Source organism: Bacillus sp. AM1(2019) (assembly GCF_009906915.1).
In the GTDB taxonomy this organism is placed as follows: Bacteria; Bacillota; Bacilli; order Bacillales; family Bacillaceae; genus Bacillus; species Bacillus velezensis.
In genome coordinates this window covers 1,215,642-1,234,597 of record NZ_CP047644.1, presented here as the reverse complement: position 1 = coordinate 1,234,597, position 18,956 = coordinate 1,215,642, and the positions used below count along the sequence as shown (strand labels likewise).

28 protein-coding genes, 1 tRNA gene, 3 pseudogenes and 1 riboswitch are annotated in these 18,956 nt (G+C 40.3%); of the genes and pseudogenes, 12 read left to right on the top strand and 20 right to left on the bottom strand.

Going from position 1 to position 18,956, the window contains the following annotated elements:
* Positions 1–9: 9 nt before the first annotated feature.
* From GNE05_RS21215 to GNE05_RS06425, 5 genes and pseudogenes are all read right to left on the bottom strand, one after another.
* Positions 10–225: a transcriptional regulator gene (locus GNE05_RS21215; protein ID WP_029973117.1), complete on the bottom strand. Its 216-nt coding sequence runs from the start codon at positions 223–225 to the stop codon at positions 10–12.
* Between the two features lie 499 nt (positions 226–724).
* Positions 725–853 (bottom strand): hypothetical protein, encoded by a 129-nt coding sequence (locus tag GNE05_RS06435; protein WP_003155870.1) that lies wholly within the window; start codon positions 851–853, stop codon positions 725–727.
* 95 nt (positions 854–948) lie between these two features.
* Positions 949–1,674: a TRADD-N-associated membrane domain-containing protein gene (locus tag GNE05_RS06430; protein ID WP_160182581.1), complete on the bottom strand. Its 726-nt coding sequence runs from the start codon at positions 1,672–1,674 to the stop codon at positions 949–951.
* Positions 1,675–1,971: 297 nt separating this feature from the next.
* A pseudogene (locus GNE05_RS21210) lies at positions 1,972–2,272 on the bottom strand (hypothetical protein).
* Complete coding sequence (locus tag GNE05_RS06425) at positions 2,269–2,631, bottom strand: hypothetical protein (RefSeq protein ID WP_025649610.1); 363 nt, start codon at positions 2,629–2,631, stop codon at positions 2,269–2,271. Before GNE05_RS06425 ends, GNE05_RS21210 begins: the two are co-directional and overlap by 4 nt.
* A 918-nt stretch (positions 2,632–3,549) precedes the next feature.
* Here GNE05_RS06425 and GNE05_RS06420 point away from each other — a divergent pair.
* Complete coding sequence (locus GNE05_RS06420; RefSeq protein ID WP_160183194.1) at positions 3,550–3,768, top strand: hypothetical protein; 219 nt, start codon at positions 3,550–3,552, stop codon at positions 3,766–3,768.
* A 13-nt stretch (positions 3,769–3,781) separates the two neighbouring features.
* Here the strand turns inward: GNE05_RS06420 and GNE05_RS06415 are convergent.
* The 9 genes and pseudogenes from GNE05_RS06415 to GNE05_RS06375 form a co-directional block, all read right to left on the bottom strand.
* A pseudogene (locus GNE05_RS06415) lies at positions 3,782–4,149 on the bottom strand (UPF0715 family protein).
* 58 nt (positions 4,150–4,207) lie between these two features.
* Positions 4,208–4,429: a hypothetical protein gene (locus GNE05_RS06410; RefSeq protein WP_160182580.1), complete on the bottom strand. Its 222-nt coding sequence runs from the start codon at positions 4,427–4,429 to the stop codon at positions 4,208–4,210.
* Positions 4,430–4,470: 41 nt separating this feature from the next.
* Entirely contained in the window at positions 4,471–5,706 is a 1,236-nt protein-coding gene (locus GNE05_RS06405; RefSeq protein WP_160182579.1) for a hypothetical protein, read from the bottom strand.
* 135 nt (positions 5,707–5,841) lie between these two features.
* Complete coding sequence (locus tag GNE05_RS06400; protein WP_095272808.1) at positions 5,842–6,045, bottom strand: helix-turn-helix domain-containing protein; 204 nt, start codon at positions 6,043–6,045, stop codon at positions 5,842–5,844.
* Positions 6,046–6,139: 94 nt separating this feature from the next.
* Positions 6,140–6,283 (bottom strand): hypothetical protein, encoded by a 144-nt coding sequence (locus GNE05_RS06395; RefSeq protein ID WP_160182578.1) that lies wholly within the window; start codon positions 6,281–6,283, stop codon positions 6,140–6,142.
* Between the two features lie 810 nt (positions 6,284–7,093).
* Positions 7,094–7,264, bottom strand: coding sequence for a hypothetical protein (locus tag GNE05_RS20955; protein WP_191389662.1), 171 nt, complete (start codon positions 7,262–7,264; stop codon positions 7,094–7,096).
* A gap of 40 nt (positions 7,265–7,304) precedes the next feature.
* Positions 7,305–8,132, bottom strand: a complete 828-nt coding sequence (locus tag GNE05_RS06385; protein ID WP_160182577.1) for a DUF3895 domain-containing protein — start codon at positions 8,130–8,132, stop codon at positions 7,305–7,307.
* A gap of 146 nt (positions 8,133–8,278) precedes the next feature.
* Positions 8,279–8,497 carry a hypothetical protein gene (locus GNE05_RS06380; RefSeq protein ID WP_160182576.1) on the bottom strand — a complete coding sequence of 73 codons (219 nt, stop codon included), beginning with the start codon at positions 8,495–8,497 and terminating at the stop codon, positions 8,279–8,281.
* 64 nt (positions 8,498–8,561) lie between these two features.
* The gene (locus GNE05_RS06375; protein WP_160182575.1) at positions 8,562–8,768 is read right to left on the bottom strand and encodes a hypothetical protein; all 207 of its coding nucleotides are present in this window, start codon (positions 8,766–8,768) and stop codon (positions 8,562–8,564) included.
* 147 nt (positions 8,769–8,915) lie between these two features.
* Between GNE05_RS06375 and GNE05_RS06370 the strand changes: the two genes are divergently transcribed.
* The 4 genes from GNE05_RS06370 to GNE05_RS06355 all read left to right on the top strand — a co-directional run bounded on the left by GNE05_RS06370 (position 8,916) and on the right by GNE05_RS06355 (position 10,732).
* Entirely contained in the window at positions 8,916–9,083 is a 168-nt protein-coding gene (locus tag GNE05_RS06370) for a phage holin (RefSeq protein WP_160182574.1), read from the top strand.
* 329 nt (positions 9,084–9,412) lie between these two features.
* On the top strand, positions 9,413–9,613 hold the full coding sequence (locus tag GNE05_RS06365; RefSeq protein ID WP_224759933.1) for a hypothetical protein: 201 nt from the start codon (positions 9,413–9,415) through the stop codon (positions 9,611–9,613).
* A gap of 224 nt (positions 9,614–9,837) precedes the next feature.
* Positions 9,838–10,425 (top strand): hypothetical protein, encoded by a 588-nt coding sequence (locus GNE05_RS06360; protein WP_160182573.1) that lies wholly within the window; start codon positions 9,838–9,840, stop codon positions 10,423–10,425.
* A 40-nt stretch (positions 10,426–10,465) separates the two neighbouring features.
* Positions 10,466–10,732, top strand: a complete 267-nt coding sequence (locus GNE05_RS06355) for a YgiT-type zinc finger protein (protein WP_160182572.1) — start codon at positions 10,466–10,468, stop codon at positions 10,730–10,732.
* 76 nt (positions 10,733–10,808) lie between these two features.
* Here the strand turns inward: GNE05_RS06355 and GNE05_RS06350 are convergent.
* Positions 10,809–11,093: pseudogene (locus GNE05_RS06350) on the bottom strand (DinB/UmuC family translesion DNA polymerase); the annotation flags it as partial.
* Between GNE05_RS06350 and GNE05_RS06345 the strand changes: the two are divergent.
* Positions 11,086–11,346 (top strand): tyrosine-type recombinase/integrase, encoded by a 261-nt coding sequence (locus GNE05_RS06345; RefSeq protein ID WP_224759932.1) that lies wholly within the window; start codon positions 11,086–11,088, stop codon positions 11,344–11,346. The pseudogene GNE05_RS06350 and the gene GNE05_RS06345 overlap by 8 nt on opposite strands.
* Positions 11,347–11,391: 45 nt before the next feature.
* On the opposite strand, the gene GNE05_RS06340 is transcribed toward GNE05_RS06345, so the two are convergent.
* The 3 genes from GNE05_RS06340 to GNE05_RS06330 all read right to left on the bottom strand — a co-directional run bounded on the left by GNE05_RS06340 (position 11,392) and on the right by GNE05_RS06330 (position 13,893).
* A tRNA-Val gene (locus GNE05_RS06340) sits at positions 11,392–11,464 on the bottom strand.
* Positions 11,465–11,603: 139 nt separating this feature from the next.
* Positions 11,604–12,779, bottom strand: coding sequence for a cystathionine beta-lyase (gene metC / locus GNE05_RS06335; protein ID WP_007409073.1), 1,176 nt, complete (start codon positions 12,777–12,779; stop codon positions 11,604–11,606).
* Positions 12,772–13,893, bottom strand: a complete 1,122-nt coding sequence (locus tag GNE05_RS06330; RefSeq protein ID WP_012117314.1) for a methionine biosynthesis PLP-dependent protein — start codon at positions 13,891–13,893, stop codon at positions 12,772–12,774. The genes metC and GNE05_RS06330 overlap by 8 nt, the downstream gene beginning before the upstream one ends.
* Positions 13,894–13,962: 69 nt before the next feature.
* Positions 13,963–14,088: riboswitch (SAM riboswitch) on the bottom strand.
* Between the two features lie 174 nt (positions 14,089–14,262).
* Here GNE05_RS06330 and GNE05_RS06325 point away from each other — a divergent pair.
* The 6 genes from GNE05_RS06325 to GNE05_RS06300 all read left to right on the top strand — a co-directional run bounded on the left by GNE05_RS06325 (position 14,263) and on the right by GNE05_RS06300 (position 17,809).
* The gene (locus GNE05_RS06325) at positions 14,263–14,985 is read left to right on the top strand and encodes an esterase family protein (protein WP_007409075.1); all 723 of its coding nucleotides are present in this window, start codon (positions 14,263–14,265) and stop codon (positions 14,983–14,985) included.
* 25 nt (positions 14,986–15,010) lie between these two features.
* Complete coding sequence (locus GNE05_RS06320; protein WP_003154969.1) at positions 15,011–15,526, top strand: YjcG family protein; 516 nt, start codon at positions 15,011–15,013, stop codon at positions 15,524–15,526.
* 4 nt (positions 15,527–15,530) lie between these two features.
* The gene (locus GNE05_RS06315) at positions 15,531–15,962 is read left to right on the top strand and encodes a GNAT family N-acetyltransferase (protein WP_160182571.1); all 432 of its coding nucleotides are present in this window, start codon (positions 15,531–15,533) and stop codon (positions 15,960–15,962) included.
* A 160-nt stretch (positions 15,963–16,122) separates the two neighbouring features.
* The gene (locus GNE05_RS06310) at positions 16,123–16,356 is read left to right on the top strand and encodes an AbrB/MazE/SpoVT family DNA-binding domain-containing protein (RefSeq protein WP_007409078.1); all 234 of its coding nucleotides are present in this window, start codon (positions 16,123–16,125) and stop codon (positions 16,354–16,356) included.
* The gene (locus GNE05_RS06305; RefSeq protein ID WP_007409079.1) at positions 16,357–17,094 is read left to right on the top strand and encodes an ABC transporter ATP-binding protein; all 738 of its coding nucleotides are present in this window, start codon (positions 16,357–16,359) and stop codon (positions 17,092–17,094) included.
* Entirely contained in the window at positions 17,087–17,809 is a 723-nt protein-coding gene (locus GNE05_RS06300; protein WP_160182570.1) for an ABC transporter permease, read from the top strand. Before GNE05_RS06305 ends, GNE05_RS06300 begins: the two co-directional genes overlap by 8 nt.
* A gap of 41 nt (positions 17,810–17,850) precedes the next feature.
* Here GNE05_RS06300 and bla read toward each other — a convergent pair whose 3' ends face one another.
* The gene (gene bla / locus GNE05_RS06295; RefSeq protein WP_017417467.1) at positions 17,851–18,600 is read right to left on the bottom strand and encodes a subclass B1 metallo-beta-lactamase; all 750 of its coding nucleotides are present in this window, start codon (positions 18,598–18,600) and stop codon (positions 17,851–17,853) included.
* Between the two features lie 68 nt (positions 18,601–18,668).
* A complete protein-coding gene (locus GNE05_RS06290) occupies positions 18,669–18,923 on the bottom strand; it encodes a hypothetical protein (protein WP_014417440.1) in 255 nt (84 codons plus the stop codon).
* Between the last annotated feature and the right edge of the window lie 33 nt (positions 18,924–18,956).

Sequence of the window (18,956 nt, the reverse complement as noted above, 5' to 3'; positions counted from 1 at the left end):
ACAGGGAGCTCATTTACGCCTATGTTTTTGAAAATCCAAAATATCCTCTTTCAGAAAAAGCCTGTCCCGAGGCATTTCTTTCATCGGCTCGAATTCCCCGTTTTTAACTAACTGGTTTATGTATTGACGAGTGAAGCACAATATTTCAGCTTCGCTTGTATTAACGATTTCCTCATTTAAGAACCGTTTGATTGCATCACGTTCTTTAAGATTGTACGTTAACATCATCCTCTTTGAATTCCCTAAATTGTAATGGTAAACAACACCATTATACCTATAACAATAGAATTCTTTAAAGATTTTTTGAAAACCTTTCTTATGTTTCAATAAATAAACAACCTATTCATGCTAAACAGAATAGGCTTTGATCTGCTCTATTTTTCATTTTCATGCGGGAACGCTCAATATTCTTCTGCATAGTTCCTTTTTTAACCCCTAATAACTGCGCTATCTCTTCGAATGACATGTTCGTCTTTTCACTTTCTGTGAGGACGGAAAGGGCGTCAGCGATTCTTTCCTTATCCCAATCACTTACCTCTCCCTCAGCTTCTTGAACGATTGCGTATTCTTCCGGCAGCGCATCAATTAAGCGCGGATTAGCAAGAATCTTCCTTTGGTCTCTTCTGTCAGCGCCTCGGCATGCGCCGAGCTGTCTTCCGTTCTGCAGTTTCTCTTAAAGCTCGTTTGTATTCAATGATTAAACCTTGCATTCTAATTCCTCCCCTTATTTGCGCTTAAATGCGCCGCCCTTGCCTCGTTTAAGTGTTTGCATGTTCGTGTTCATCATTTGTTGCCAGAAACGATCTGAGCGCTCCTGCGTGTTTTTATTGGGCTTTTTCTTTTTCTGCTTCATGTCATCTCTCCGCTCAAATAAAAAACGGACACCAATCAGAGCACAGTAATTCTGTGCAATGATCAGTGCCCGCAGGCTTTCCGTCTTGGACTTATTTAATTTGGAACTTTTTTTGATGGCGAATGATTTTTCTCTGATATATTTGAAATATTTAATTTCCCAGGATCAATTTCCATCAAATTAAAGGCTAATTGAGCCTGTACTAATGAACGCAATTTTTCATCTTGAATTTTACCAGCTAAGGCTATGGATTTATTACGATTAGAGTTTTCCATTAGATTATCGTGGTATTCTTTAACCCGTATACGTAACTTTTGTGACTCCTTTAAGAACATAAGTGAAATCCCCTCAAAAATTAAACTTCCTATGACGCTAATTGCACTATTGATAGTGTTATCAGAGCCAATAGAAAAAATGATAATACCTATTAAAAGGATAAAACCCACTATTGACATTGTTAGACCAGCATAGAACTGCAAATTCGAATGAGTAGTTGCTTGTTGTTCATATATATCCAGTGTCTTTTCATCAGATTTTACTTCATGTTCTTCTTTCACTACATTTTTTTGTTTTTCCGGCTCTGGATAGCCTAGTTTAGAATCTTTAACGACTGTTGAATTGCTTAGTAAATCTTTTTTGTCGTTCTTAGCTTTTTGAATTTCCTTCAAATACATCAATTGCTGTATATATCTTTCTTCACGTCTGTTCTTTATTGATGTCACATATGAAAGTAAAACTGCAGTAATTGTGATAAATAAAGTCATAACAGAAAGAAGTATTACTGATGAATTTTCACCGAATACAGACAAAACATCCTTCAAACCATTTTCCTCCCGAAACCGATTATTTACAGTAAATCCTATTTTATCATATCGGCTATATTAGGATTTAAATCAAGTGAAGAATGAAGAATTTATATCAGCTTTAATTATGATCGCCTATCTCTTTTTCTCTCTATACTTATCAATATCTTGAAAAAACGCCGCGGCCGTGAATGCGATGATTGCTCCTATAAACGTGATGTTCGCTTTCATGTCCGGTCTGTATTCGTACTGGAAATAAAACCAGAATCCTACCCCCTCAGCCCCAAAACTATTCTCAGCGCCATCGAATTCCCCTTATTTGATTTGACAATTGACTGATTCAAATGTTCCGATATAGTTCCCCTTGCCGGAGTCCAGCCGAATGGCATAGGTCCCCTTTCCGGTCTTATTCCAGATTGTTTTCACGTTGAATAATTTCAGAGGCGTTGCCGTTTTATAACTGCCCCGCTGTGCTTCTAGTATATGTCGGAGAATCCGTGAACACCCGGCCGCTCTACACGGATTCATTTTGCCAGCCGGACCAAGCCGCGGAAGCAGACAGCTCAACGGCCGCCGCTCCCGTTAGTAATACCGCTGATAGAATTTTCCTTGTTATTGCTTCCCCTGTTTTTTGTATTCTGCGATTTCCTTAGGGGTAGCCTTCCGCACTCCGTCTGCGTCTGTCCTGTTTGCCACTTGAACGCCTTCCATGTTTTTTATCTCGCTGACTATTCCCAAATGCTCTAAATACACATGATCACCAATCTTGAAACGATTCTGTTTGGCCCGCTCCTCGGTCATGCTCCTGTATTCAGTCGCGGCTTTCATTTTTAATTCAGCCAGACACATTTGACAAAGTGTTACTGTTACAGAATTGCCGTTAAAATCAGTAAACGAAACCGATCTGACAGATTCCTTTTCCGGGTGCATCGTGCATGTTTTCTTCATAGGTGATAGCCGTGTAAATTCAATCATTCCGCTTCCTCCTCAAAAAAAGTCTTTTCGTCCCTCTCACATAACTCCGGATGAACGGGAAGTTCCATACACTCGCATTCGAACTGTCACGACACCGCCATCTGACGGATTTTCATACATCCTTCATAGCTGCAAGCCTATATTCCTTTATATTCCCAATGCTTGCCGCACTTCCCTGTTAGGATGAAATTTCTAAAGCTGTTGACCAGTTTCCACATGTTGGTTCCATGCGAAAAGCCGTATCCCAATTCATACGGGTGAATTTCAGCCCTCTCATATGTGTGTATGCTTTTTAAAGGAGGTGCATCACATGATGTTCTAACAACCGATTCAACCTGAACAAAGTGATTTAGTCGACAAAAAGATTGCCGAGAACAAAAAGAACTGTGAATCTAAAAACAATTGACCTTTCTGAATATGAATTGCTAGTCAATGCATATTCCAAATTAATAAGATAAATAAAAAAGACCCCTTCACAGTTAATGGTGAGGGGGTTATTTAGTAAGTAGCCGATATTTTTATTGAACTCCAAATGTCTGCATCTCAATAGTGTCTGCAGATATACTTTTTCTAGTTTGAAATATTTAAGCACGGATAAGGTAACAACTGAATTAGAGATGCAAAGATGGATTGAAGAGGTGATGATTTTGCCGCCATGTTAATATACAAATATTTAATTAAAAAGGAAAAGAATTAAACTAGGGGTTAGATGTTTCAAATTAACGTACTTCAGAGCTATGGAGAAGAATCATAAAGTACTTGCTTAATTCAGATTCTTCGATTTTGTAAGTACCCTGCAAGAACCATTTTCTTTTGTTCTCCGCACCTTTTTATTCACACCCAGCAACTCGAGCAAGGTCGTCTTCTTCCTAAGTTATTAAAAAAGAGATGTGTTTTTTGGAATAACTACAAAACGCACTGGCCAAAAAGGCCTTGTATGATGACACGCCAATACGCGCATATTCACTGTTTAATCAAAATGAATTATTGTTGATTGTTGCGCGATTATTTGTTGCAGCCCTTTTATCATTAGTCGGAGTTAAAGCGATATTAAGCAAACAAAAACTGTCTGGATATTTACTGTTTGGAACAGCAGCTTTCTTACTCGTTGTAAACGGGGTGAAAATCATGATTTAATTTAATGTTTTAATTATAGGAATATTGAATCCCAGAACCAAAAAATTAACGCGGCTACAATACTCATAATGTAGTACTCAAGGCTTCTGAATACGGTAAGAACGTTTGGGGGATAATCAAAAAATCAGAACAAAAACACAGCTAAAAAGGCTACTGCAATATAAATTAAAAAATTGTTCAAATTGAATTTTCTAGGCCTTCTTCTTAGCCACACCAAAGAGACAGCAAACACCAAGTAAGTGATTAAAGCATAAAATCCTATGATGCCAATAGTGACTAATGCGATTGCCATAAAGCCAGAGTAAACAACATATACAGACCAAAGATTAGGCCATATGACAAACTAGAGATTATCAGAGTATAAACATAACTGTTTACCATTTTATTAGATAGCAAGTTTATCCTCCCGTCTTAGAAAAACCTATAACTTTGAAGAACTTTACTTAAGCCAAATAGCTTTAGCAGCATCTATTACTCTAGATTTTTCATCAAGATATACATATTTTCTATCCCACTCGCTCTTTCTCCAAGCCTCTTGGTTTGCAAATGATGATTTAATTGGTTGTGGGTACTCGTCCTTTGACCAGCCGTCTTCAATATGATTCAACTTAGGGTCATTATCATCGTAATATTTATACCAACCAGTAATCATTTTTAACATTATTGTCCCACCTACTGTCCTTTAAGATCGTAGTTTGTCATTCATCTTTTTTTAAAAAGGCTGAGAATTTTTTTAAATATGTTGTCTTGTTTCCCTTTCAATTCACTTTTGGATTCTTTGCTTAACGGTTGTTCCTTTTGCTCTTTTTCATAGCTTTCAAATAAAATGCCTTCTTGATCCTTCCATCCCCCTGTTTTCTTTGGTTGCAAATCGACAGGAGTATTTGAGATTTCATATGTTTCATTTTTCATATTATCTTTATTATCATTTTCTTTATTTTCAACCACAAACGTTGCCTTACTCTTTTTATTGTCAAATGTCTTATTATCATTTCTTACAATTATTTTTGATGGATCATTTTTTATGTTACTTGTTTTCGGTTCATAAATTCTATATTTAATGTCTATATCTTTCACTAATACTCTAATAATGTTACTGTCTTTATAATTACCTAAGAAAGAACCCTTTACAATAGCCATTTTTCGACTTTCTTTATTTCTATCCTTAATCCAATTTAAAAGAAACTTTAATGTCCTCTCGAAGCCAGATTTCCCATTACCTCGTTGAACTAGCATTATACGCTTAGTATCTTTTTGTTTATTTGCAGTTGGATACAAATAAACATATCCCTTATTTTCTAGGGTACCAATATCTCGAATATCAAGGAACCCTTCAACTAAAAAAGTATTCCCAGAAGCCATATCAGTCCAAGCTTTGTTATAGTCATCAATAGAGTAATATTGATTATTTGCTTTCAATTGACTCTTTACATAATTGATTACTTCACGGTTACTGCAGTTTAAAAATTCAACGAAATCAGTCACAAACCTTATGTACTCTACATTTATTCCTACAGTAGGTTTCCTAAGAGTATTTTTCAGACCACTTCGGTAATTGTGATTCTTTTTCTCATCACTACCGAAATTCGATACTCCTTGTTTTATAGGTGAAAAGATATCGCTGTTATCAATTTTTATGACAGTTTTCTCTTCTCTAGATTTCCCTTTTATTCTTTCTCTTAAGGGTATATATGGTGTGCTATATCCGCAATCCAAAGCATGTTCTTCTCCTGGTAATAGAGAGAAAAATCCCTCTTTACGATTGACTACCTTTAGCTTTGCATAGCATTTAGATTTGAAATAGTTTTTGCAATAAAGTGTATAACCTATCTCTTTCTTAATATCTCTTTTGATTAATGCTTCCTTTGGATCTATCGGCTTTGCTTTTCCATTTTTCATATAAATTGCATCATACATAGAGTCACTACTTTGCCCCATATCCACCCTCCGTTTCCCTAAACAACATGGATTCTATATAAAAGAATGATTTTATGTACACCTAGAAAATTTGTAGTAGTTTACTTTTGTTGTAAATTTAGTATATAACGATCACTTTAAGTGTTCGATATCTTTTTAATCTTTTTTGTAAATCAACAGCTCATGCAGCTCAATGTCTAAATATGTACAGACTTTATCAAGTAGATCCCTTGGATACCGCTCCATTTCATCATGATAAAGCTTCCTAACTGTGTTAAAACCATGGTCAATATCATTGGACAGCTTTCGAATACTGATATTCCTTTCGTCTATTATCGGCTTTAAATTTGATTTAATCAATTTAACTACCCCACATTCATTATGTATGATCACTTTAAATTATCATCATATACATAAAAAAGGTCAAGGATATACCTTGACTATGTTTTAAAGCTTACCAATCTTCATCCGGCTCATCATGTTCGAATCCATAAAAGCCTTTAATCCGGACGTCACCGTAGCCGGCTCCTTTAGTGATACTTAAGTAATGGTTTCTGTTTGCGTCTCCATCCACCTTATCTGTTGAGCTCAGGTTCAATTGATTACCCGTGAAATTCTTTTCACTCTGCCAGTGTTATTCTCTGCAGTTTAAAATTCAATGTGCACCCTTCAGCATTGTAGATGGTGAACCTGTATCCCAATTTAGTTGGCCAATATTCGAGATAGGTGTCATCAGCCATAAAAAAGCCCGTTTCATTCTCTGTCATTTTAAAGTTGACCCTATGTTCATCTTTGGTAATTTTGGCCGAAACAGCTCCGCCTGCTCAAACACCAGGTTAAAAAGACTGTTGCAATACTCAAACCCAACTTTTTCTTATTCATTCCCCCTTCTTCCAAATTATACAACATTAAAAATGAAGAGGAGAGAAATAGTTAATATGAAATGGTGTTTTTATTATAAAGCCCGTCTTATTTGTTGTCTGCGTCAGTCATTATAAAAGTCTCTCATACTCTATATCAAAAGCATCTACAAACGCTTTTTTAGCTATGGCACTTGTGATAACTAAATCGTCTTCACTCGTTTTGTCTACTCTTCTAAAAACATTCTTTTGGCTAACTCCCCTATTCCATTTTCACTAACATCAATCATAAAATCCCTAAGTTCTTTTGTGTTCACTTTATAACCTCCTCAGCTTTCAATTTCTTTATGTAACCAAACAATCTATCCCCAACCTCTGTATCATGCCAACCCCAATCTTCAGCAAGAGATTTAATTTCTTCAGACAAAATCTTAGCAAATAGTTTGTATTTCAGAATTACTTGGCACTCTTCTATAAGCATCTACAAAACAGTCGTTTATTTGATCTTCCATGGCATTCAATTGATTAAACCTCCCTAAAATAATGTTTTATTTAATCTCAGCTTCAATTTGTACAAACTCTCCCAGTGGCTCAACACATGCTACTTCGTACATACAGTCGTCATATGTATTGAGTAGCACAGTTGTATCCTCCTTTATTCCACCTTTCTCCAACATGGTTTGCAATGAATCAATTAATTGCTTTACGCTCATAGACATAAAATCATCCTCCATTTTTTAAATTTGAGTGTTTTCTTGATTAGTTGCCTTCGATAGTTTCAAGAAACATACAAACACATGGGAATATTTTCAGTTTCCCTGTAGAATACCGATACGCTGGGGCCACCTTGTTTTTAATTAAAAAATCACAGATAGTCTCTGGATTTTTAACACCACTATTATATAACTTTCGTATCATTTCTTTTTGAAAATCATTTAGAGAGGAAACTGTTGAAGTTATTTTTGACTGCTCATTATTTAACAAGATATTGTTTGATACTTCACGTGTATTTAAATTAACTGTCTTGTTTGCCGAGATGATCTTTTGATTAACTTCTTTTCTTAAAAAATTAACCTGTCTAGCCGATAAGGCTAGACCCATATCTAATTGTTTCTTAATATTGTCTGTTGTATTGAATTCAAAATCATTAGGAATATTAATCTCATATTCAATTGACCACTTCATTTTTGTTCTTTCTAATATTTCTGTTATTTCTTTTTCTATTAGATCAAATTCATCTTTTATTTGTTTGAAAACATGTTTCTTTAAAGAGATATGTTCTTCAAAATGACTTATTCCCAACCTTTTGATTTCTCCACCATTTTTGTTTTTTACGATGTATTGATATCTTAGGGGTCTTCCACACTCACATGGTGTGTTTTTGTTTACATAACCGTTGTCGATGTAGTCAATTAAGACCCATTCCTCTTTCAATTGCATATTCTCACTTGAAGCATTTTCAAGTCCTGCGGATACATAAGTTTTTTCCTTCTGAACCCTATTAAATGCTTCAACCTTTTTTGTTTTAACAAAGTCCACTAAATACTGTTTCTGCTCATCATTAAGAAATGAAGTTTCTTTAAACAAGTTCTCTCATCCCTCCATATAATTTTCGATTGATATGTACAAAAGTTGCTGAAAGCAGTATGTCCTAATCTGTTATAGTCATTTATCGTCTGTTCCCTTTATTATACAGTTTGATCATGTTAGATTAAACTGCGTTTTATTTTATGTCAGAACACTTGTATATATCCATCGATGCACCTGAATACACCCCACACCAATAATAAATTTCCTATTACATTCCTAGATTCTTCTTCATTGACTCCGATTACATATAAAAAGTTTTGCTTTATTTCCAACATCTTATAGTGAGTAGCACTATTATCAAAATCACAGTGTCCAGCAGTCTTGTTAATTGACTTTACTTTGTCATCAACTTTAAAATTCATTGAGCTCTCTCCCCTCTTCGCTTTAGTATCGGCTAACAAGTCCCTGTGAAATTGTTGGTTTTATCTAATTTAAAGGTATTAAGTTGTGAAGATCAACGCCCCAACGAGTTTCCCCTTCAAAACTTTTACCATCACTTCTTGAGATTATAGGTCGGTCTCCAAAAAAATTAGCACAGGCAACCACATAATATTCAGCAGTGATATCTATTATAGGAAGACCGCCACTTAAGATGAGATACCCATTTAATCTATTAACTTTGTATTCATCCATTGGCGATTCTCTCCATTCTGTTTAAAATTTTTAACCTTTAGCTTTCCAAACTTGCCAACCATTCGACTCAGCAAAGGAAGATTTTACTTTCTCCCAATCCCATTCAATATCTGCATAATCTTTGCAGGTTTCTGACCTATTTTATGATTGAGACACCAGAGCTTTGGATACGATATTTCTGTGTTTAGTGATGATCTCACTGAGAAATTTAATGCACTGTTGGCATTTCTAACTGCCATGGGAATTGTAGTGGATTCAACCACTACAGGTATCTCAGATAGTGATCAAGCAATGGAATACACAGAACCAAAATAGCTTGGGGAGTTTATCTCCCCTTTTTTTCATTTTTAATTAATGATTATTGATCATGCAAATAGGATCTGGATATATCGGGAGCCCAATGCTTGAGAAGTCAGAATCTAACCATGAAGTAATCCCTTCTCCACATGAGACATGGACGATTAAATATTCTTTCTATAAGTTCAGCTTTACAAATGATCAGGAATGCCACGTATCAATCAATGGTGGCGATCCTATCTATTTAAGAGCTGGACAAAGCTTTCAAATGGACGCTGACGATTCACCTATCACAAGCTTCAAGATTTCTGAGTCAGGAATAACATATAACTTTTTGGGGCGCATAAATGAGCTTCTTCAATCCAATGGTTAATGTCTCAATTGTCACTGGGAAGTCTGCTTATGATATTGCTGTGGACAATGGTTTTTCAGGAACTGTAGAGGAGTGGTTAGCTTCACTAAAAGGTAAAAAAGGTAATACTGGTGCAAACGGAGCTAAAGGTGCTACCGCTCTACTGGTAAAGATGGAAAATCAGCATATGAATTAGCTGTTCAACAAGGTTTTCGGGAACATTAGATGAGTGGCTTGCCCACTAAAAGCAACGCCTAATTGATCACGTACCCTTCTCCAACGAGGAGGGTATTTTATATTGTCATACGTTTGCCATCTATTTGTGCGAATTCAAAATGACTACAAAACTTGTTTTTATTGTAATTTAATAAGGAATAATGTAGAATTATAGGCAATTAATGTCCTGTAGGGGGGAGTTTCTTGCCAACTGAAAAAACAGATGAGTTTGATTTTGCATACATTGAAGACGTGTTCGTGCCCCAAATAGTTCAAACTAAAGATGGGGTTAGCTATGTTATTGAAACAGAAGACATAATCAATCTTACTGAAGAACAATTCAAGCAAGTGGAGAGTGAAGTGTTAAAAAGAACATCTTCCTCTGTTGAAGAAAAAGGCGTGGATATTAAAACATTAACTCATGAACAAATAGAGGCTATCTTAGGCGAGATTTTGAATATAGTAGGAGAGTCTGAAAACCCTTTTGCTGAAGGTTTAATAGATCTTAGTGCTCATGTAGAATTTGATCACATGAACAACCCAAGGTTATTAAAACATAGAGGTTGGTACCATGAGGACAATGATGAAATTAGAAAAGAAATAGAAAGTGCTGTGAAAGAAGCATTTGATGTAGAGAAAGCTAAATTAAAATTTAATCCAAAAACTAAAAAGACCAAGCCAACGTTTACTTTTACAATTCTAGGGTATAAACGAAATAAGGATAAAGGTAAATTATCGGTTGTTGTAATCAAGGATTCTGAGGACTCTGTTCTTGTAGTAACCATTTTATGATGGTATCATTGTGTAAAGACCCGAATGGGGAGGGGAAAATATGGCGACACTGACTGTATCAGCAAGTAAAGTTGGTGGTAGTATTAGACCTGCTGAAAAATTATGTGAATGTGGTGAAAGAGCACCTCTTGGTTACTTTAATAAAGTTGGGCGTTTTGGTGAGACCTTCGTGACGGTGAAGAATGTGCCAGTCTATAAGTGCTCAGAATGTGATGAAGAAATCGTCAGAGGCGCAGATTCATTAAAGTTTTTTGAAAAAACTAAAGAAGCAGTAAAAAAAGGATTAACTGAGATTGAATTTGAATAAATTTTCCCTACATAATTGCGTAATTTTTGAGCGCTACTCCCTATAGGAGTAGCTTTTTCATTTAATAACTACCTTTTTATGACTTATGTCCTCCTGTCAAACCTGCTCTGTATAACGCCGTACCCCCAGGTGTATATGAAACAGCTCGTAAGATCGTTTTAGATCCGTATTTATTTTTTATCCTGTCCATAACAAATCCAAGCTTTCTTCTCTTCTCATTATCCTTTTCAAACAGACTTAATTGTTGATTCACATCGTCTTCAATATTGGATAAAGTCACTGAAACACTTCGTACCTTTTTGCCTATATAGAATTTCTCAAAAAGCATCAAGCAATATCGATAAATATCCATTTTGATATTTTTAAAGCAGCTTGATTTACCTGATATCCCACTCCACAACCTTAGACACTCTCACGCATCCCTACTGTTAACAAAGTTTCATCCTAAAGTCGTTCAAGAAAGGTTAGGGCATAAGGATATCCAAGTTACACTTAACACCTACTCGCATTTAATGCCAAACATGCAAAAGGACGCTTCCACATTTATCAGTGGCATCTTACAAGGCAAACAAAAAAGAGGAATCACATTAAATTGTGACTCCTCTTTTTTGTGACCCCAGTGTGACACGAGTAAGTGTCCAACACGTTGAAACCCTTGATGATTCCGACTGGGCTCGAACCAGCGACCTCTACCCTGTCAAGGTAGCGCTCTCCCAGCTGAGCTACGGAATCATGATATGTATGTGTTGCTGGGTATGTTGTTGTCTCTCTGACATTTATAATTATATATCCTGATTTCTCATTCGTCAACACTTTTTTTATCTAAAATAAAAAAAAGGGCGCGTCGCAAAATTGACGGCGCCCTTTTCGTTTATGATCTCACTTGGGCGGGGGTTATTTTTTTCAATGCCTGTTCGAAGTCCCGTTCTAAATCTTCGGCGTTTTCGACTCCGACGCTCAGGCGCAGAAGGCCGTCTGTGATGCCGCGTTTCTCCCTCTCTGCTTTCGGCATGGCGGCATGCGACATGGCTGCAGGGTATGAGAGAATGGACTCGACGGCGCCGAGGCTGACGGCAAATACCGGAAGCGATACGTTTTCGACCAGCTTTTTGACGGCTTCTTTGCTTTCCAATTCAAAGGACAGGACGGCGCCCGCTCCGCTCGCTTGCCGTTTATGGGTATCGGCTCCCGGGTGTCCGGCAAGGCCGGGATAGTAAACGTTTTTGATGGCGGGATGTCCGTCAAAATAGGCAGCCAGCCGCTCAGCCGTCCGGCTCGCTTTTTCCAGTCTGACCTGCAATGTTTTTAAGCCTCTCAATACGAGCCAGCAGTCCTGAACGCCGAGCACCGCTCCAAATGAGTTTTGCAGCTTATACAGCTGATTGCCGAGCTCTTCATCTTTTACGGCGGCAAGGCCTGACAGCACGTCGCTGTGGCCGCTTAAAAATTTCGTCGCACTGTGAAGCACGATATCTACGCCGAGATCAAGCGGCCGCTGCAGAGCAGGCGTCATAAAAGTATTGTCAAGGTATGTCAGACAGCCGTGATCCTTTGCCAGTTTGACGACGCCCTTAATATCCGTGATGCCGAGCGTCGGGTTTGACGGTGTTTCCATATAGATGGCTTTCGTATTCGGCCGGATGGCGCGGGCGACCGCTTCTGTGTCCGTCATATCGACAAAGGTATGTTCGATCCCGAAACGGGACAGAACCTCAGTCACCATGCGGAATGTTCCGCCGTACACATCCTCCGTGACAAGGACATGGTCGCCTTGGGATAAGAGCAGAAATGCCGTCGAAATCGCCGCCATTCCCGAGCTGAAAGCAAAGCCTCTCGTTCCGCCTTCAAGACCTGCGATCGTTTCTTCAAGCGCTGTTCTTGTCGGTGTGCCTGAGCGGCTGTAGTCATATGTCCCGAATTCTTCAAATGAAGACTGATGGAATGTGGAAGCATGCTGGATCGGGACGCTGACGGCTCCGGTGGCTCCGTCTGTTTTAAATGGATTGTGCACGAGCTGGGTTTCCAGCGTCCAATTGTGATTACTCATATGACACGGCCCCCTCTTTTACTTGCTGTAATGCCTGCTTTACATCCCGCTTCAAATCTTCTGCATGTTCAATGCCCACTGAAAATCTCAGCAGACGGTTGCAGACGCCGTTTGCGATACGGATGTCTTCAGGAATATCCATGTGCGTCTGTGTCGCGGGGTATGTAATAAAGCTTTCCACCCCGCCGAGACTTTCTGCGAAACAGATCGTTTTCAGCGCCTTTAAAAACGGATTGACCCATTCCTCTTTTTGCAGCCGGAAAGACAGCATCCCGCCTTTTCCGGGATATAACACATCGGCGATTTCTTCTTCCTGTTCTAAAAATTCCGCAAGTTCACGGGCGTTTTCTTCATGACGGCGCATTCTGAGTCCGAGTGTTTTCATCCCTCTCATTAAAAGCCACGAATCAAACGGCGGGAGAACCGCACCGATCGCATTTTGGTGATTAAACATGATCTCGCCGAGCTCTTCATCCTTTACGACAGCAAGACCGGCAAGGAGATCATTGTGCCCGCCTAAATATTTTGTGGCGCTGTGAATGACGATGTCCGCTCCCAGTTCAAGCGGACGCTGGAGCACCGGGGTATAAAACGTATTATCCACAATCAAAAGCAGGCCGGCTTCTTTCGTAATCCGGGCGATTTTTTCAATGTCCGCCTCCTGCATTAACGGGTTTGTCGGCGTTTCAACAAATACCGCTTTCGTGTTTTCCGTTATTTTGGAGCGTAAACAGTCTTCATCGCTGAAATCATCGTAAATAAAGCTTAAGCCGTATTTTCTCCATTCGTTTTCAAACAAACGGTACGTGCCTCCGTATAAATCGGAGGATACAATCAATTCATCCCCGCTTTTAAATAAAGCCATAATCGTTTGAATGGCTGCCATTCCCGAGCTGAAAGCAAAGCCTCTCGCACCGTTTTCCAACACGGCGATAGCGTCTTCAACGAGCTGGCGTGTCGGGTTTTTCGTACGCACATAATCAAAGCCTGTAGATTCTCCAATTCCTCTATGTCGGTAAGCGGTGGACAGATAAATCGGCGGACTGACCGTTCCCGTTGCTTCTTCGCTTCTATTTCCGATTTGGGCTAATTTTGTATCAACATGCTGCGTCATCAGTAAGCACCATCCTTTTTCAAAAATAAAAAAGCCCCCTCTTCATAAGAAGAAGGAGCTTTTCTCTTCCTCTTATCTTCCAAGCATGTGAATCGCTTGCTGGATTTAGCACCTTGGCACTTTGCCTTCCCGCGGCAAAGCAAACCGGTTGCTGAGGTTTCAAAGGGCCAGTCCCTCCACCTCTCGTGATAAGAATATTGTTTTGTATTTTCTGATTGTTCTATATTAACGCACAATAAAATGGATTTCAACAACTTTTTATTTATCTGAACTCTCGCAAGAAGTGCATCTGAAGAAAGAAATTTCTAATAATTCATGGTACAATAGGAAAAAACCATCAAGACAAGAAGCGGCCTGGAGGAATGCGAAGTGGCATCAAAAAACGGAATCATTCATGAGAAAAAACTTTTCTCCCATGAGCTTGAAGAGGAAATGACCGTTTTGGTCTACCTGCCCGCCACCTTCTCCCCCCTGTATAAATATCATACGGTCATCGCTCAGGACGGCCATGATTATTTCAGATTAGGGAGAATCGGGCGGCAGGCGGAAGAGCTTATGTCAAAAGGGGAAATTGACCGCTGCATCATTATCGGCGTCCCTTATAAAAATGTGCGGGAGCGAAGAAACACATACCATCCAGAAGGCTCTAAGTTCGCCTCATATAAGCGGTTTATCGCCAATGAGCTCGTTCCTTTTATCGACAAAGAATACCCGACTTATCAAGTCGGATACGGCCGCACCATGATCGGGGATTCCCTCGGCGGAACCGTTTCGCTCATGACGGCGATTGACTATCCGAACATGTTTGGAAACGTCATCATGCAGTCTCCGTATGTTGACGGGCACGTGCTGGATGCCGTCCGGCAGTCGGAGGATCTCAAACAGATTTCCGTTTATCATCAAATCGGAGAAAAAGAAACCGGCGTTCACACGACGGACGGCCAGGTTCTTGATTTCACCGCGCCGAACGAAGAGCTCAAACAGCTGCTGGAAAGCAAACAGTCCGAATACACGTATGAAACCTTCGACGGGGATCATAAATGGACCTACTGGCAGCCGCTCATCACGCCGGCGCTGAAAAAAATGCTGTAACCATTCATTTAAGGAGGGAACTTTCATGAAATACGGTATTGTTTTATTTCCATCAAAAAAATTACAGGATCTCGCAAATTCGTACCGGAAACGCTACGACCCGAGCTATGCGCTCATTCCGCCGCATCTGACGGTAAGAGATCCGTTTGAAGCGACAGAACAGGAAATCGAGCAGGTCGTATCACAGCTGAGACAGACGGCGAAAGAGTCGCATCCGCTCGTTCTGAAAATCACAAAATACAGCTCGTTTTCTCCTGTGAATAATGTGATATATATGAAAGCAGAGCCGACGGAGGAATTAAAATCCCTGAGTGAGAAATGCTACTCAGGAGCATTATCCGGCGAGCCGGAATACAGCTTCGTTCCGCATGTCACGGTCGGCCAGAAGCTGTCGTCAGATGAACATTCCGACGTACTCGGACAGCTGAAAATGCAGGACATTTCCCACGAAGAAGTCATCGACCGTTTTCACCTGCTCTATCAGCTGGATAACGGCTCATGGACTGTGTACGAAACATTTTTATTAGGCGGAGGAGAATAACTGCTTGGAATCCATCATCGCAAAAACTGAAAAACAGCTGAACGACGCTTTTTTCATCAGAAAAGAGGTCTTTGTTAAAGAACAGCACGTTCCGGAAGAAGAAGAGATTGATCAATTCGAAGACACGTCAGAGCATATAGTCATATATGACGGCGGCCAGCCGGTCGGAGCCGGCAGATGGCGCTTGAAAGACGGGCATGGAAAATTAGAGCGCATCTGCGTGATGAAAAGCCATCGTTCTTTAGGCGTCGGAGCCGTCATTATGCAGGCGCTTGAAAAAGCGGCGGCAGCCAAGGGCGCCGACAGCTTTATCTTACATGCGCAGACGCAGGCGGTTCCGTTTTACGAAAAGCAAGGATACCGCGTCACATCCGGCGAAGAATTTCTCGATGCGGGCATCCCCCATCTGGAAATGATAAAGGAACACAAACGATAAAATCAAAAGCACTCCTGTTGATATGGCAGGAGTGCTTTTTTTATGAAAATAATACTATTTCATGAATTTTATTGCATTTTATGGAAGGTTAATGTATGTTTAGTATACGAAGTATTACAATTCATACAAAAAATACAATTCATATTTCGGAGGGATAAACATGACGGCACCAAAAGGAAAACACATATTCGGGACTGTTAAAGTGGGCACAAAAGGACAGATTGTCATTCCTAAAGAAGCAAGAGATGTTTTCGATATAAATCCGGGGGATTCACTGCTTATGCTTGGGGATGACCAGCAAGGTATCGCACTTGTTAAACAAGAACTCTTTTTCGAGTTTGCAAAAGATATTTTAAACGCTAAGCAAATCGATGAAGATAGCGAGGATGAGTAAATGCACGCGATTGAGCTGAAGCAATTAACGAAACATTATAAAGAAACCGCCGCCGTTGACCGTCTTGAGTTCTCAGTTGAGAAAGGGGAATTTTTCGCTTTACTCGGTGAGAACGGAGCCGGAAAAACGACATTAATCAGTATGCTTTGCGGACTCCTTTCTCCGGATGACGGTGATGCATCAGTGCTTGGACACAGTATTTTGACTGATTTGGATAAAATAAAACCGAAATTGAATATGTCCCCGCAGGAAACAGCCATCGCTCCTCATCTAACCGTACGGGAAAACTTAGAGTTTATAGCCGGAGTCTACGGAATTCCGAAAAAAGAAGCAAAAAAAAGAACGGATGAGATGCTCGAATTGTTTCAATTAAAAGAGAAAGAAAGAGCAAAAACAAAAACATTATCAGGAGGAATGCAGCGCCGCCTCAGCATCGCAATGGGAATGATCACCAAGCCGGATATTTATTTCTTAGATGAACCGACATTAGGGCTGGACGTCCGTTCACGCCGCGAGTTGTGGAAAAATCTTGAGGCATTAAAGGGAGACATGACGATTATATTAACGACACACTATTTAGAAGAGGCTGAAGCCCTGGCAGATCGTATTTGCATTTTAGAAAATGGGACTTTAAAAGCACTGGGCACGGCGGAGGCTCTGAAAAAGCAAACTCATTCAGCCACATTTGAAGATGCCTTTTTAGCGATTTGTGACGGGGAGGCGGGTCTTTATGCTTAATTTCGCCATTCGCAACCGCAAAGAAATTTTTCGTGACCCCCTGTCTATTATCCTTGGAATCGCACTGCCTGTTATTCTATTGTTTCTGTTTACGGCGATTGAAAAAAATGCGCCGCTTGATACCTTTAAAATTCAGCACTTAGCACCCGGACTCATTGTTTTCGGTTTCGCTTTCCTTACAATGTTCTCTGCATTGCTGATCGCAAAAGACAAACAGACCGCCCTTTTGACCCGTTTGTTTGCTTCCCCTTTAAAAACAGCCGATTATGTCATCGGTTATGCAATGCCGATGCTGCCGTTAGCCATTTTACAAATCGTCATTTGTTTTATCGCAGCAGCGGCTGCCGGTTTATCCGCCGAGTGGATGAATCTTCTCGCAGGTATCGCTGTCTTGCTGCCGATTGCGATGATGTCCGTTTTCTTCGGTTTATGTTTAGGGGCTGTGTTTACGGACAAACAAATTTCAGGTATCGGAACGATTTATATTACACTCGTGCAATTTCTGGGCGGGGCTTGGATGGAGGTGAGCCTGCTCGGTGACACATTCAAACATATCGCTTATGCCTTACCGTTTATTCACTCGATCGAGCTGGCCCAGGAAGTCATATCCGGAGATTATTCTTCCTTTCATCAGCATATTTGGCCGATAGCGGGATATACCGTTTTGGCGCTTGCACTTGCTTTCCTCAGTTTTATGAAAATCAGGAAGAAATAAAAAAAGCCGGCACTCTGTAATGGGAGCGCCGGTCTTCTTTATTACGTTTCTTTCAGAAGGCTTATCGTATGCGGCAGCAGACGGTCATCCCCCGGACTGCCATGGCCCGGAACGACAATGCTGATGTCCTGATATCTTTTCATGACTTTGCGGACGGCGCGCGGCCACTGATCCGGATAAAAGCCCGGAGTAGGCACGATTTCCTTTGTTTCTAAAGCCTTGATTAAGCATCCGCCGAATAAGAGCTTATCCTCAGGCAGCCAGACGGTCATATTGTCTTCCGTATGCCCTTTTCCCGGATAAAACGTTTCAATTTTCATATCGCCAAACTGCAGCTTTGTCACGTTTTTCAAATCTCCGAGCGGCCGGTCATATCCCTGCTGTCGGGCGAAGTCGGCGGTCAGCTTCGTGCTGTGCACCTTTACACCGTATTTGTACAGGGTGTTCAGCCCGCCGATACGATCGTCATGAGCGTGTGTCACAATGGCATCGGTCATCCTTTTTCCTGGAAACCGCTTTTTTATTTGTGTCATTAATTGCTCTGTGAGACTGTCATTCCACGGAGTATCAATCAGTACGATTCCTTTGGAAGTCTCAAGAAGCAATCCGTTCGCAGGGACGGGACTTCCGTCTGCCGTACCGGTGCTTGTATGCATCCAAACATGCGGCGCCAGCTGTGTGAGAGTGACATCTTTTGCTGCGGAGCCATCCGCCGCGTGTGCCGGTTTCATTCCGGCAGTAAAGAGGCCGAATAGAAATAACCCCGCAATTAATAATGAAAGCTTTCTCAAATTGAATCATTCCTTTCCGCATCTTTCATATATACGACTCAAAAAAACCCGGATATATCCGGGCTTTTTCACACGTATTGATTTATTAACCGGCCTTTTCCCATGATTTGCGGCAGACGGGAAAGAGAGCGCTTACGTTTTTCCTCAAGTACTTTCTTTTCTGCGGCTGCGGTGTTTTCCTGGCGGCGTTCCACCTCTCTGTACACCCTGTCATTGGCGAGGGCGGCTGCTTTCGTAATGCCGGCGTAATCAGGCTTATAACCCGCTGCCCGGTTTGCGTATTGAGAATACTGCTGGTTTTGAATCCGTCCTGCATAAATCATATGTACCCCTCCCCTTCGCTTTTCATTTCCCTT